Raw genomic sequence first — 13,950 nt, 5'->3', positions numbered from 1 at the left:
ATTGGTGTCTTAACACGAATTATGTCGCATCAAGTTAAATGAACCAGTAAAATGACTGCAACTGTTTCAAAATCGGTTTTTAGCAACGACAAAGCCTGTGCCACAATCCCGCTAGATAAATCAAGGATTGTGGCACAGGCCTTTTTTGTTGTTCAATTTAACAGTTAACTTGAATCAAGGTGTAATAGTCAGATTATAAGGGTTCGATTGCAAATGCCCGTGATTCTAAAACCGTTAAGATTGCTTCCGCCTCATCTAAAGTGGTGATCAAGGGGACATTATGCATTACCGATAATTCTCGCAACAAAGCGCCTGACATACTCACTGGGCCCCGCCACTCGGTGGTATTGATCACCATTTGAATATTGCCTTGACTGATTTCTGCTGCAATATCTGGTTGGCGTTGACCAATATCGTGAACGAAATCAGTTGCTAACCCAGAACGTTGAAATTTAGTCGCGGTGTGGGCAGTGGCAACGATTTGGTAACCAAGACGTTTAAAACGTTGAGCAATTTCCAAACCGCGGTTTAAATCGTGCGAAGCAATTGAGAATAAAATTCGCCCATAAGCTGGTAATGGCTGTCGCGCAGCTTCTAATGCCTTATAGAGTGCCTTTTCAAAAGTGAGATCAGAGCCAATCGCTTCACCAGTTGTTTTCATTTGAGCCTTGGCTAATTTTTGCCGCTGGTTGATTTTGGTGAATGAATAAACTGGAATACGAACATGGACATTAGCTGTGGTCAGTACTTGGTTATCTTGATAGCCTAAATCAACTAAGCGACTACCCATCAGCACCTTAACCCCTAGTGCAATAATCGATTCTTTGGTCATTTTATTAATAAAGGCAAGATTACGACTGCCCTTTAAATCAACGGCCAAGACGTATAATAACTCATCCTTAACTAAGAAACGAATATTCATGAAACCGCGCATTTGCAATTGCTGGCCAAATTGCAAAAAGACTTGTTTGATCTGGGATAAGATGGCGTCACTTAAATTACGAGCGGGGCTAATTGTCATGGCATCCCCAGAATGCAAACTAGAATGCTCTAAATGCTCCATGATACCAGTAATCAAAACTTGCTCGCCGTCATAAATGCCGTCAACTTCATATTTATCGCCACTTAAAAATTCTCGGATCGTAAAGGGATAATTTGCCAAATCACGCTTAAAGCGAGCCAGATAATGCTGTAAATCTGTCTCACTTTTAAGAATTTCTGTTGGTGAGAAACGATGTTCAGGATTGGGATGGATTAGAATTGGATATGGCAATTGACGGGCCCATTCCTGGCTAGTGGCGTCAGCTAAAGGTTCCGTGATCTGACGAATTCTAGGTCCCAATAAATGTAAGTCAGCTAATAATCGTTGCATTTTCTCAGGTTGATGAACCTGATCTAAGGCTGCGCCAGTCGCACCAAGAATTTGTAAGCCAGCGTCTGCCAAAGCGGCGGTCAGTTTACTGGCCGACTTACCGCCTAGTTGTGTGATGACATAAGTTGGCCGTTCAACGTTAGCAATATTCAAAACAGCTTCAGCGTTGATTGGCGCGTAATACAAATGATCAGCGAGTTGTACACTGGTTGAATATGCATCGGGATTATTATTGAGTAGAATTGTTTCATACCCCAGCCGTCGTAATTCTTCTAAGCCATGGACCGTTTCATAATCAACCTCACTCCCCTGACCAACTTTCGTAGGACCGGCACCAATAACGAAGACTTTCTCTTTATGAGCCTGCTCAGAAATCTCATTTTCAGTGGCGTAGGTAATAAAGAATTGATTTGAATGGACTAAGGGATTGCTGGCCAAACTGTTGATTTCTTGGAAACCTGGTTCAATATCGGCTTCCTTGCGAAAAATTCGTAATTGATCTGTTGTGATCTCCCAGAGCCGACTAATTTCTAAGTCAGAAAAGCCATAGTATTTTGCTCGCCGCAAAGTTTCAATATCGGCTTTATGAGCCACTAGTTCTTGTTCCAATTGAACGATATTTTGAATTTTTTGAATAAAGAAGGCGTCGATTTTGGAAATATGACTTAAATCAGTTACCGAATAGCCGCGTCGCAATGCTTCTGCTAAACAAAATATTTCTTCATCAGTGGGATGAATTAAATAGGCTGTTAATTGATCGTCATCTAATGCGGCAATTTCAGCTTTCCAAAGATGATCAACTCGTAAATTGTAAGAACGGACCCCTTTTAGAATAGCAGCCTCAACATTACGATCGAAGACCATCACTTCACCAGTAGCCTTCATTTCAGCGCCTAAAGTCCGATCAGCACCTGAAACACGGTCAAACGACCAGCCAGGGAATTTGCAAACTAAATAATCAAACGCTGGCTCGACTAAGGCAGTACTCCCAGACTCATAGGGATGGGCGATTTCGTCCAGACGTAGCCCCACTGCTAATAAGGCGGTCACTTTAGCAATGGGATAACCTAAGGCTTTGGCAGCAAAGGCACTCGTTCGACCTAAGCGTGCGGTCGCTTTTAAAATCCAAACTTGATCGGTTTTAGTATCCACTGCAAATTGAATGTTGCAAGAACCGACAACTTGTAATTGCCGGGTAATTGTAATTGCCATTGCCCGCAAGGCTTCAACCTGTCGATCAGTTAAAGTTTGGATGGGCGCTAACGCAATCGAATCACCAGAATGAATGCCGACCTGATTAAGTTGTTCACAGTTAAAAATGGCAGCAACCTGATCTGCATGATCTCGTAAAACTTCGAATTCAATCTCTTTAGCCCCAAGGACACTTTGACTTAATGCGACTTGATGGAATGGAGAAATTGCTGTTGCCTGACCAAACACTTTTTCCAATTGTGTCTGGTTTTCGGCGAGGCCACCGCCAGTGCCACCAATTGAATTAACTGGTCGTACCATAATTGGCCATCCCAAACGATCGATTGCTTGGGGAATCTGGTCAAGTTGGTCAATAAAAAGTGAACTTAACAGTGGTAAATTTAACTGCTCCATTAACGCTTGAAATTGATCCACATCAGTTGCAGGATTTTCATGAGTTAAGTCGGTGCCAATTGTTTGAATATTAAGCTGATCTAATAATCCTGATTGTCGTAATTGCAGTACTAGATTAATTGTTGTTTGTCCACCAACGTTAGCCAGAATTGCATCAGGCAGTTCTTTACGAATGATTTCTGTCAAAAACTTCAATGTAATTGGCTCTAAATAAACGCTAACATTGGGATAACGATCAGTCATATTAGTTGCCGGATTGGAATTAACGAGAATCACATGATAGCCTGCCTGTGCTAAGGTAACGACAGTTTCCGTGCCTAAATAATCAAATTCAGTGGATTGCCCGACGACATATGGTCCGGAACCAATGACTAGAATTTTATTTAAATCAGTTCGTTTACTCATGATTCTAGCCTCTGCTTTCGACTAATATTTGCATCCATTAAATCAATAAAATCATCAAAAAAGTGTAACGTGTCCCAAGGTCCAGCAGCTGCTTCTGGATCAAAATTAATCGCAAAGTTAGGAAAATACCGGTGTCGGTAACCTAAAACTTCTTGATGATTAACGGCCACATGAGTCACGAATAAATCAGAATTCGCTGGTAATTCTGGCAAATAAAAGCTACTATTTTGAGCAGCAAAATTAGTGTTTTGAGTGATTTTCTCGCGGACGGCCAAATTAATGCGATGCTGACTGACTGGTCGTGGTAAAACTGGCACATCATTAACCAATGCCATGACAGCAAATCCCAAGCCAATCCCAAAAATCGGATAGCGTTCTTGAACAGCCTTTAAAGTTGCAATTGTCTTGGTTAAAGCTTCCGGTTTTCCGGGACCGTTGCTAACTAAAATGCCATCTGGTGCAATGGTGTTGATCATGTCGCTATCGGCGTCAAAGGGTAAAACAGTCACATTACATTGACGTTTTGAAAGTTCACGTAAGACGGTGTTTTTAAGGCCTAAGTCAATGACGACAACATTTTTACCAATATTGGGGCTGGGAAATGGCTGTTTAGTCGATACTTGGCTGACTTGATTATTAGCAATTACGAGCGCCTTGATCTGGTCATGAGCATGGGCATCATGGGTATCCATAAAACTGGCCTTCATATTACCGTACTTTGCCAAATGACGAGCCAAACGCCGGGTATCCACATTCATTAACCCAGGAATTCGCTGTGCTTGCAAGAACAGATCTAGGGTCATTTGCGCTTGCCAATGACTCGGGAGTTGATAATTTTCACCAATGACCATCCCCTTTATTGTTGGCTGAATGGCTTCGTAATCATCACGGTTAATCCCAGTGGCACCCTGTTGTGGGTAGGTAAAGGCCACGATTTGGCCAGCATAATTGTCGTTGGTAATCGTTTCTTGATAGCCAGTAGCCCCTGTGTATAATGCAAGTTCACCAGTAGTGTTGATTCGCGCGCCAAAAGCATTGCCTGGGAAAACAGTGCCATCTTCAAGGATGAGGTAACGTTTCAAAAAAATCGACCTTCAATCTAACTGGATTTCTGTTTAATAAGCTTCAAAGCTAAGTCAATTCGTTAAGCCAATAAAACTTGTTCCTGTTGATCAATTTCTTCAACTTGAACTTTGACCTTTTCCGAACGAGCGGTTGGAATATTTTTTCCAACAAAGTCTGGCCGAATTGGGAGTTCGCGATGGCCACGATCCACGAGCACTGCTAAGGCGATTTTTTGTGGCCGTCCAGCAGCCATTAAGGCATCTAAACCAGCGCGAATGGTGCGACCAGTATAAAGCACGTCATCCACTAAGACGACATTTTTGCCAGTGATCGACAGGCCTAAGTCAAGTGGCTGTTTACTTGCTTGGGGCCGATCATCCCGATAATCAGTAATGTCTAAAGTCACGATCGGCACTTTGGTTCCTTCAAGCTGCGCAATCCGTTCACCAATCCGTTGCGCAAGAATCGCCCCGCGGGTTTTGATCCCGACAATAACTAAATCATTGAGGCCACGATTTTGTTCAATAATCTCATAAGTGATTCGTGTTAAAGCACGTTGCATTGCTGTTTTATCCAAAATAACTTTTGCCATAATACCCTCCTGATAAAAAACACCCCATGGTTCAATGACCCTGGAGTGAGTTAATGACGGCCGTTTCTAGTTGGCGTCGAACTAACCTTGTAGCCTCGCGGGACTATTTAAAGGATGTGAATTTATAATTAGTGTAGTGGTTAACTTACTTGCTGTCAAGTGACTGCTCACCTGCGGCTTGACGGCGTAACTTAGCCAAAGTTGTCGCAAAAATTGTTGGGACAGGTGCTGAAAATGCTAGCCACTGACCACTGGTGGGATGAGTAAACCCTAATTTAGCTGCATGTAGAAACTGACCATGGCCTGATAAAGTCTTCTTAGGACCATACACCGGATCACCAGCTAAGGGATGGCCAATATACTGGAAATGTACGCGAATCTGATGTGTTCGGCCAGTCTCTAAACGACAACTAACTAAAGTGTAACCAGGAAACCGTTCGAGTACTTTGAAATGAGTAACTGCCCGCCGACCGCCAGCAACAACAGCTTGCCGTTGACGATTACGCGGATCACGAGCTAAAGGCGCATCGATTGTCCCCTGCTCCTCAGCAATTGTGCCATGAACAATCGCTAAGTATTCCCGCAGATTCGTCTTTGCTTTTAACTGTTGACTTAATGATTGCTGCGCCAAATCAGTTTTGGCCACCATCAATAACCCGGAAGTATCCTTATCAATTCGATGGACGATTCCTGGCCGAATTTTACCATTAATGCTGGCTAACTGACCATGAGCCAATAATCCGTTGACTAAAGTCCCATGAAGATGACCCGGTGCTGGATGAACGACCATCCCTTGCGGCTTATTGACAACAATCACTTGATCATCCTCATAAACGATATCAAGCGCCATCGGTTCTGGTACTGCTTCAATCGGTGCTGGTTCTGGTACTGTCAAGTTGATTTGATCACCAGCTTGAACGGCATATTTTGCTTTCGTCAGTGGCACTTGATTAACTTGGACACGTCCAGCTTTAATGGCCGCTTGGACTTGGCTGCGGCTTAAGTCAGCAAGTTGTTCACTAAGCACTTTATCCAAACGTCCATTTTCTGTGGTAATTGTTATTTGGTAAGTTTTCATTTAGTATCGGTATCCTTATCCAGAAAAATAACATAAATAAATAATAAAATGACCCCAACTGTTAACGCCATATCTGCAATGTTAAAGATGGGAAAATTAACAAAATCCAGTTGGAACATATCAACCACATAACCTTGGCTGGCCCGATCAATAAAATTGCCAATGGTGCCAGCAATAATTAAAACTAAGCCAGTATAAAAAGTAACACTAGTTTTTTGACGGTAAGCCTTGATCAATAGCGGAATCACAATTGCCAATGCGATAATTGTGATTAAGTAGAAAAACCAAGTCTGGCCTTCAAAACTGCTCCAAGCAGCGCCAGTATTGCGAATATTGGTTAAAGACAGCCAACCAGGGACTAAGGTGACTTGTTGTTGTATCGCTAAACTACTGCTGATCCAGCTTTTTAACCATTGATCAGCGCCAATTACTAAAATTCCAAAGACTAAAATGAGCAGTCGCATAATTTCCACCTATACTATTTATATTTGTTTACTACTAAAAGAGACCAGTAATTGTCCCTTGTGCATCAATATCAATTTTTTCTGCAGCGGGATGTTGCGGAAGTCCTGGCATTGTTAAGATGTTACCAGCCAACGCGACGATAAAACCGGCGCCTAATTTAGGAATCAAATCGCGGATTGTTAGGGTGAAACCGCTGGGCGCGCCTAATAACTTGGCTTGATCCGAGAAGGAATATTGGGTCTTGGCAATACAAATAGGTAAATTCGTCCAGCCCTGACGCTTTAGTAATCGCAATTGTCGTTGCGCAGTTGCAGTAAGTTCAATTCCCTGCGCACCGTAAATTTCTTGGGCAATCGTCGTCATTTTATCAGTTAGTGATTGGTCGTCTTGGTATAAACGTTGATAGTTAGCTGGTTGTTGACTGGCTGTCATAACTAATTTAGCAAGGTCGCGGCCACCTTGACTGCCCTTGGCAAAGACCTCTGTTAAAGCACTGGCCACGCCATCAGCACTAATCAAGTTTTGCAATAAATCTAATTCGGCAGTCGTATCCTGTGCGAAACGATTAATACTAGCCACAACTGGGATGCCATACTTTTGCATATTTTGTAAGTGACGCTGTAGGTTAGCATAACCCTTCTCTAGGGCAGTTAAATCTTCCTGATCTAAATCGGCTAACGCTTGACCGCCATTGTATTTAAGCGCGCGAACTGTGGCTACCACCACGATCACATCAGGCGCTTTAGGTAATTGCGGTGTCACAATATCTAAGAATTTTTCAGCGCCGAGATCAGCGCCAAAACCAGCCTCAGTAATCGCATATTGACCGGCATGAAGCGCAGCCTCAGTCGCTAGAATACTGTTACAACCATGGGCAATATTTGCAAAAGGTCCCCCATGGATAATAGCCGGTGTCTGTTCAAGCGTTTGAACTAAATTAGGCTGCAGGGCGTCTTTTAATAACACCGTTAAAGCGCCGGCAACACCAAGATCTTTTACAAAAACCGGTTGACGATCATAAGTATAACCAATTAAAATTCGATTTAAGCGCGCCTTGAGATCCGTTAAGTCAGTAGCCAAACAAAGAATTGCCATTAATTCACTGGCAACTGTAATATCAAAGCCATCACTTCGCATTTGGCCATTAGCTGGTTTGCCTAAACCGATGATTGTTTCTCGTAAAGCACGATCATTAATATCTAGTGCCCGTTTCCAAACAATCCGCTTGGGGTCGAGTTGTAATTGATTACCTTGATGTAGATGATTATCAATTAGCGCCGCTAAAGTATTATTGGCAGCTGTTAAAGCGTGCATATCTCCCGTAAAATGAAGGTTAATATCGGCCATTGGGACAACTTGTGCATAACCACCACCTGTGGCACCGCCCTTCATGCCCATAACCGGACCTAAAGAAGGCTCCCGTAAGGCAATGACGGCCTGTTGGTCAAGTTGATTTAAAGCATCAGCTAACCCAATTGTCACTGTTGACTTGCCCTCACCTGCTGGCGTGGGATTAATCGAGGTGACCAACACTAATTTTCCTAAGGGGCGTTGGCGTAACTTATTTAAGGTTGTTAAAGGTAATTTAGCTTTATCATGACTATACGGGGAAATATCAGCGGGACTTAAAGCAATTTTTGCCGCAATTTGATTGATTTCAGCCACAGTTGCAGCTTGAGCAATTTCAATATCTTTTTTCAAATTAATTCCTCCCAATATTTTAATAGTTGTTGTGTTTTTTTAGTACCTAGCCAGAAACGATATTGACTAGTACCTTTACTTTTAATGGTAATTGTCCGCGGACTTTCACTGACCAAAGTGAATTGCTGCGGAGAAATAATGAGTCCTTGACGACTAAAAGGATAGCGTAAGCTAAGTTGGTGCGCTGCTGGTTCAAGCAGGATATATGAACTAAGCCCAACATAAATCGCCAAAATCAGAAAAATAACGCCTAAAATAATTGCCACTAAACTAATGGCATCAGTTTTTTCCAATTGAAAGATAATTCCTAAAAATAAAATGCAACTTAGCCAGAGCCATAGATTAAGGCGGTTTAAACTGACTGGTTGACAGTAAAATCTCATTTTCTGCAAGCGACACCCTTCATTCTCAGCTAATTGAGGCAAACTACTGGCGCTCAATCGACTTTTTATCGTAATACTTTCCTATTTTAGCATAGTCTGCTGTGAACTTAGTAAAAAACTCCTTTGATTAGTGGATTCTTAATTAGAATTAATTTTTGAAAAATAACCGAAAATAGTTGTTGGTTTACAAGCTGCGAGTAATTAACTAAGCTTAATGAAGTTAGTTTTTTGATTACTGCTAACAAGGAGGTGACGCAATGTTATGGTTGAATACTGATGCAGCTGTTGACCAAGCTCGACAATTAACGGGCCTGGGGTTTTATTTGACTGATGATCAGCATCAATTACAACTCAAGCAAAGCCGGCAAGTGGCTTATTGTGATAATCATCATGCTGAATGGCAAGCTGCCATCTGGGCTTTGAACTACTTAGCCGACCACAAGCTACTTACCACCAATACCTTAGTTTTGCAAACCGATAGTCAATTGTTAGTTGATGGTTTAGATAAACGCTATAGTAAGCACTATGGCTTGGAACTGGCTCAAATACTGGCCTTAACTGATCAGTGCCCACTATTCTTTGTCAAAAAAATTGCGGATCGTCAAAATCGCGCAGCCCATCAACTGGCCCGGGCAGCAATTTATCAGTGAGTAACTCAGAAATGACCCAATTGCCTACTAACGGCAATGGCCGAGTGCTACCAAGCTACCTACGGCTGACCTGACACCGGCTTAGCCATCGCCCAGAAACAGTGACCTAATTTTTTCAAAATTAAAGCAACCTTTAGCTGCTACAAGGTGTTCGCAAAAAGCAGTTGGTTCCGCTTAACGTAAAATAACGAGCAATTCTTTCGCAGAATTGCTCGTTATTTTACGTTAATGCTCATTTTTACGGGTGCCTCATTGATCACCCGTTATTTTCTTAGCTATTTAGTTAAATACTTTAAAACGATCGGCCGCATCCATGTATTCTTTAGTACCCGCTGGCGCTACAATTGAACCAAACGGCATTTCAGCGCGTAACCGCCAATTTTCTGGAATATTAAAAGCTTGAGCAACGGCTTCATCAATCAATGGATTGTAATGTTGCAAACTAGCACCGATGCCATTATTAGCCAAGGTCGTCCAAACACCCATTGTCATAATTCCTTGGGCTTGTTCTGACCAGTCATAGAAATTATCTTTATACAAAGCGAAGTCTTGTTCCATTTGGTGAACAATTGCCATGTCAGTAAAGTAAAGAATCGTCCCATGGCCGGCCTTAAAACTGTTTAGTTTAGCAACTGTTTTTGCATAAGCTTCGGCAGTTGGCACTTCTGTTTTAAGTCGTTCGATCACGATATCCCACAATTGATCATGAGCTTGACCAAATAAGAAAACGGCCCGCGTCGTTTGATTATTAAACGGCGTTGGTGATTCTGCAATCACTGGTTCGACTAAATCAACAATTTCTTGATCACTCAAAGATACTTCTTTACCTAAAGCATAAATTGACCGACGTTGTTTGGCTAAATTTAAATAATCCTGATTCATAAAATGACACTCCCTCAATAAGTTAAAAGCATGAATTCATCATATCAGCTGATTTAAAGTAAGTAAAGCTTTTGTTCTCGCAAATGACTAAAAAAATTTCCCGTTGCGGTTGGACCAGTCTCCCCTTCGTTCATCATTGGTAATAACAACTTAATCATCACTATCATGAAGTAGTCATTGATGGCTATTCCGCGGCCATGGCAATAATTAGCCCTGATCTTAAGTTCAACCGTGAAAAAATGCGATGAATATGGTAAAATTTATTCAATCTTATATCTTATTTGTAAAGGGGTCTCATGATGAAAGTTGCAGTTATGACAGATAGTGCAGCCTATCTGAAACCGGAAGAAGTTCAACGCTATCATATTAATATTTTACCGATTCCAATTATTTGGGGGGATGAAACCCTACTCGACATGGTTGATGTTGGTCAGGAACAGTTTTATGACCGCTTGCGGACAGATCCAGTGTTACCAACTAGTTCTCAACCATCAATCGGCCAAGTTGAAGCTATTGTTTCTAAGTTAGTTGCCGCTGGTTATGAAGCTTTGATTGCACCAGTGATTTCTAGTGGGATCAGTTCTTTTTATAATAATCTTAAGGCTTATGCTGAACGCGAAAAACGGCTGAAAATTTATCCTTTTGACACGCATATTACTTGTGCTGGAACTGCATACAGTGCGTTACTAGCTGGTAAGATGGCACAAGCTGGTGCCAATCCAGAGAAGATTTTAGCTGCCTTGGCCGAACTTCGGGAAACAACTGGGGTTTATTTTGAGGTTGATGACTTGTCTCATTTGCGGCGCACTGGTCGCTTAAGTAATGCGTCAAGTTTTGTGGCTGGTCTATTGAAGATCAAACCAATTTTAACCATTGATATTAATGCTAAAGGTAAAGGCCAGATCACGGCAATTGCCAAGGAACGTCAAGCAAAACGCGCTTTCGAGTGGATTTCAAGTCACTTTGCAGCAGCAATTGCTGACAAGGAATATCCAATTCGTTGTACAATTTTTGACGCCAATGCCCCTGAAGTAAAGGCAGAATGGTTGCAAGAGTTTACGAAGCGCTTCCCGCAAGTTAAATTCGATACCAGCATTATTGGTCCTGTCATTGGGGTTCATACTGGTGAGAAGGCCATGTCAATGATTTGGGCCCGTGATTGGGAAACAATGTAGTCTTTAAACTAATACTCACTAGTTACCTACCTAGTTATTAACGTAGATAATATTATAAATACCACGTCGACGCCTTATTTGATCAACGTGGTATTTTTTTAGTTAATTTTGGCAATCAGAACAGACAAGTTTAATGCGCTTTATTGAGGAATAGCTTATAATTAGTAGGCAATTAAAATGGTTTTGGGTGGAGGGATTTACCATGTATTATGTCGTGATGCCAAAGAATGATATTCGTGATAATTTAGCGACAGAACAATATTTAATGAACCAAAAGGATTTTAATGAACCGCTACTACTGTTGTATATTGAAAAGCCTTGTATCATTGTTGGTCGGAATCAAAATACCTTTGAAGAAATTAATCAGACTTATGTTGATGAACATGATATTACGGTTACTCGCCGGTTATCTGGTGGTGGCGCTGTATATCAGGATTTAGGTAACTTATGTTTTAGCTTTGTTGTCAATGCTGACGACCAGCAGTTTGGCGATTTTAAAGCCATGGTTGAACCAATTGTTACGGCACTACGGAAGATGGGTGCCGCCTCTGTTGAAGTTAGTGGCCGTAATGATATCCTTGTTGCTGGTAAGAAGTTCTCAGGCAATGCGATGTATACCCGTAATGGTAAAACTTTCAGTCATGGAACTTTATCTTATGATGTTGACCTTGATGTCCTGACCAATGCCTTGAACGTCCCGGCTGATAAAATTGCGTCAAAGGGTATTAAATCGGTTCGTTCGCGCGTAACTAATTTAAGTCCCTATTTAAATCCTCAATATCAAAATCTAACCACCGCTGAATTTCGTGATGAGTTGTTGAAAGAGATTTATGGTGTGACTGATTTGGCAGCAATTAAAGCACATGAGTACCAATTAACGGCTAATGATCAAAAAGAAATTGATCAAATTGCAGCGGCAACTTATCGTAATTGGAATTGGGTTTATGGCAAAAATCCGCAATTTAGTATTCAGCGGCGGCAGCACTTCGACTATGGCACAATTGATGCGCGCCTTTTAGTTGAAAATGGTCGGCTGACCGCCCTCACCTTTTTTGGTGATTTCTTTGGTCCTCGTGATGTTCATGAACTAGCGGCTTCATTGACTGGGGTAATTTATGATCGCGGTCATTTAACCACGGCTTTGGAGAAAATTAATGTGAGTGACTATTTCACGGGCATTACACGTGAGCAATTGATTAACTTATTGGCTTAAGAAATATCTTTGTTTCGACCGCCACTTTTTTCTAATCATGACTTGTTTATTCAGGATATTTGCTTTAGGCTTATTGATATGATTAGAATTGAAGGAGAAAGTCGATGCTAAGAGTCGGACCAGTTACGAAAGCTAATAATCAGATTATTGCCATAGTTGATGAAACCGCTGCGGATCGGGAAAAATTATTACAGGATTATCATTTAACCACTGAATTTTTACGTTATGCCACTGACCCCTTGGAACGCGCGCGTGTAGAGTATAATCCGTTTACCAGCAGTTGGTTGATTGTTTATAATGTTCCAGTGACAGCTAATGAAACTGATAAGCGCGTTATTAAACCAATCAGTTTTATTTTGAAAGGCAATCAGCTATTTGTGTTTGTGACTGCTCAGACGAGCCATATCTTATCAGCCGTTGATGCTGTCAATCAGGCCGACGAAACTCGGGGTATGTGGGATTCATTGTTAGCAATACTTTATGATATTAGTACGACCTACTTTGATTATATTCAAAAGATGACTGAAAGTCGCTTAAGAATAGAAGAACATCTACATCAGCGTAGTTCCTCTAAACATATTTTTGAATTAGCTGATTTAAGTACGGCACTGACCTATTTCTTAACTGGGGCCAATGGTAATCTGGTCGCAATTGGCCAATTACGTTTAATTGCCAAACGAGGTGAAAATGTTAATTTAAGCCCGCAAAATATTGCGCAATTAGAAGATATTGAGGTCGAGGCTCATCAGGCCCAAGAAATGTTGGAATTAAACAGCGATATTGTTGATAAGCTGTCTAACACGTTTAATAATTTATTGAATAACAATTTAAATCAAGTGATGAAATTACTGACAATCTATTCTGTTGTGCTGATGATCCCACCAATTATTTTTGGATTTTACGGGATGAATATGGCGCTCCCACTAGCTGACAAGCAATGGAGTTGGGTATTCTCGGTCGTGATTTCGGTGGCACCAATTGTGTGGGTCATGTATCGGCTGAAGCACGATCATTTTATTTAAAAAATACTGAGCTCGCTTTATCGAGAAAAGTTTAAGTTGCTCTCTAGTTGCATGACGGCAGAGTCCCAGCGATTGAATGGCGTGGAATATGGTGGTGTGAGCGGGCGGCAGTTTACTGTCTCCTACTCGCTCGGCCGTGTTTCCACAACCAGCAAGCCCGCAATGGCGTCAAAATCTGTTCTGCTTAATCACTAACGCCTTGGTCTTATTGATCACCAAATTTTAGAGAGAACAATCAAAAAGCTGTTCGACCGAAATTAATGTCGGCGCTGGTCCGCGTCAAGTAGACAGTTCAAATAATTAAAGTTTCTATGCAATTTCTTTTACGGCATGATTCCGGTA

Annotated in this window: 12 protein-coding genes; 4 read left to right on the top strand and 8 right to left on the bottom strand. The window is 41.5% G+C overall.

The genetic code is table 11. The annotated features are described in order from the left end of the window. Positions 1-193: 193 nt before the first annotated feature. The 7 genes from EKM81_RS03505 to EKM81_RS03475 form a co-directional block, all read right to left on the bottom strand. Entirely contained in the window at positions 194-3,382 is a 3,189-nt protein-coding gene (locus EKM81_RS03505) for a carbamoyl phosphate synthase large subunit (RefSeq protein ID WP_125648494.1), read from the bottom strand. Next, positions 3,379-4,464, bottom strand: a complete 1,086-nt coding sequence (locus EKM81_RS03500; RefSeq protein WP_125648491.1) for a carbamoyl phosphate synthase small subunit — start codon at positions 4,462-4,464, stop codon at positions 3,379-3,381. Before EKM81_RS03500 ends, EKM81_RS03505 begins: the two co-directional genes overlap by 4 nt. A 62-nt stretch (positions 4,465-4,526) precedes the next feature. Further along, positions 4,527-5,039, bottom strand: a complete 513-nt coding sequence (gene pyrR, locus EKM81_RS03495) for a bifunctional pyr operon transcriptional regulator/uracil phosphoribosyltransferase PyrR (RefSeq protein WP_125648489.1) — start codon at positions 5,037-5,039, stop codon at positions 4,527-4,529. A 145-nt stretch (positions 5,040-5,184) separates the two neighbouring features. Then, the gene (locus tag EKM81_RS03490; RefSeq protein ID WP_125648486.1) at positions 5,185-6,117 is read right to left on the bottom strand and encodes an RluA family pseudouridine synthase; all 933 of its coding nucleotides are present in this window, start codon (positions 6,115-6,117) and stop codon (positions 5,185-5,187) included. Then, on the bottom strand, positions 6,114-6,581 hold the full coding sequence (gene lspA / locus EKM81_RS03485; RefSeq protein WP_125648483.1) for a signal peptidase II: 468 nt from the start codon (positions 6,579-6,581) through the stop codon (positions 6,114-6,116). The genes EKM81_RS03490 and lspA overlap by 4 nt, the downstream gene beginning before the upstream one ends. A 34-nt stretch (positions 6,582-6,615) precedes the next feature. Beyond that, positions 6,616-8,283 carry a formate--tetrahydrofolate ligase gene (locus tag EKM81_RS03480; RefSeq protein ID WP_125648481.1) on the bottom strand — a complete coding sequence of 556 codons (1,668 nt, stop codon included), beginning with the start codon at positions 8,281-8,283 and terminating at the stop codon, positions 6,616-6,618. Beyond that, a complete protein-coding gene (locus EKM81_RS03475; RefSeq protein ID WP_225420165.1) occupies positions 8,280-8,666 on the bottom strand; it encodes an EbsA family protein in 387 nt (128 codons plus the stop codon). Before EKM81_RS03475 ends, EKM81_RS03480 begins: the two co-directional genes overlap by 4 nt. Positions 8,667-8,923: 257 nt before the next feature. Here EKM81_RS03475 and EKM81_RS03470 point away from each other — a divergent pair, with 257 nt between their 5' ends. After that, positions 8,924-9,316 carry a reverse transcriptase-like protein gene (locus EKM81_RS03470; RefSeq protein ID WP_125648477.1) on the top strand — a complete coding sequence of 131 codons (393 nt, stop codon included), beginning with the start codon at positions 8,924-8,926 and terminating at the stop codon, positions 9,314-9,316. A gap of 279 nt (positions 9,317-9,595) precedes the next feature. Here the strand turns inward: EKM81_RS03470 and EKM81_RS03465 are convergent, their stop codons facing one another. Then, positions 9,596-10,198: a nitroreductase family protein gene (locus EKM81_RS03465; RefSeq protein WP_125648474.1), complete on the bottom strand. Its 603-nt coding sequence runs from the start codon at positions 10,196-10,198 to the stop codon at positions 9,596-9,598. 296 nt (positions 10,199-10,494) lie between these two features. Between EKM81_RS03465 and EKM81_RS03460 the strand changes: the two genes are divergently transcribed. The 3 genes from EKM81_RS03460 (at position 10,495) to EKM81_RS03450 (ending at position 13,608) form a co-directional block, all read left to right on the top strand. Further along, positions 10,495-11,373 carry a DegV family protein gene (locus EKM81_RS03460; protein WP_225420162.1) on the top strand — a complete coding sequence of 293 codons (879 nt, stop codon included), beginning with the start codon at positions 10,495-10,497 and terminating at the stop codon, positions 11,371-11,373. A gap of 202 nt (positions 11,374-11,575) precedes the next feature. Next, positions 11,576-12,586, top strand: coding sequence for a lipoate--protein ligase (locus EKM81_RS03455; RefSeq protein ID WP_125648472.1), 1,011 nt, complete (start codon positions 11,576-11,578; stop codon positions 12,584-12,586). 104 nt (positions 12,587-12,690) lie between these two features. Further along, complete coding sequence (locus tag EKM81_RS03450; protein ID WP_125648469.1) at positions 12,691-13,608, top strand: magnesium transporter CorA family protein; 918 nt, start codon at positions 12,691-12,693, stop codon at positions 13,606-13,608. The last annotated feature ends 342 nt before the right edge of the window (positions 13,609-13,950 follow it).

The organism is Lapidilactobacillus gannanensis (assembly GCF_003946675.1).
GTDB classification, from domain to species: domain Bacteria; phylum Bacillota; class Bacilli; order Lactobacillales; family Lactobacillaceae; genus Lapidilactobacillus; species Lapidilactobacillus gannanensis.
This window is presented reverse-complemented; position numbering and strand designations above follow the sequence as displayed.

Excerpts from the sequence above, each read along its gene's own strand:
- EKM81_RS03505 (WP_125648494.1), bottom strand. The coding sequence starts at position 3,382 with ATGAGTAAACGAACTGATTTAAATAAAATTCTAGTCATTGGTTCCGGA.
- pyrR (WP_125648489.1), bottom strand. The coding sequence starts at position 5,039 with ATGGCAAAAGTTATTTTGGATAAAACAGCAATGCAACGTGCTTTAACA.
- EKM81_RS03490 (WP_125648486.1), bottom strand. The coding sequence starts at position 6,117 with ATGAAAACTTACCAAATAACAATTACCACAGAAAATGGACGTTTGGAT.
- lspA (WP_125648483.1), bottom strand. The coding sequence starts at position 6,581 with ATGCGACTGCTCATTTTAGTCTTTGGAATTTTAGTAATTGGCGCTGAT.
- EKM81_RS03475 (WP_225420165.1), bottom strand. The coding sequence starts at position 8,666 with ATGAGATTTTACTGTCAACCAGTCAGTTTAAACCGCCTTAATCTATGG.
- EKM81_RS03470 (WP_125648477.1), top strand. The coding sequence starts at position 8,924 with ATGTTATGGTTGAATACTGATGCAGCTGTTGACCAAGCTCGACAATTA.
- EKM81_RS03465 (WP_125648474.1), bottom strand. The coding sequence starts at position 10,198 with ATGAATCAGGATTATTTAAATTTAGCCAAACAACGTCGGTCAATTTAT.
- EKM81_RS03460 (WP_225420162.1), top strand. The coding sequence starts at position 10,495 with ATGATGAAAGTTGCAGTTATGACAGATAGTGCAGCCTATCTGAAACCG.
- EKM81_RS03455 (WP_125648472.1), top strand. The coding sequence starts at position 11,576 with ATGTATTATGTCGTGATGCCAAAGAATGATATTCGTGATAATTTAGCG.
- EKM81_RS03450 (WP_125648469.1), top strand. The coding sequence starts at position 12,691 with ATGCTAAGAGTCGGACCAGTTACGAAAGCTAATAATCAGATTATTGCC.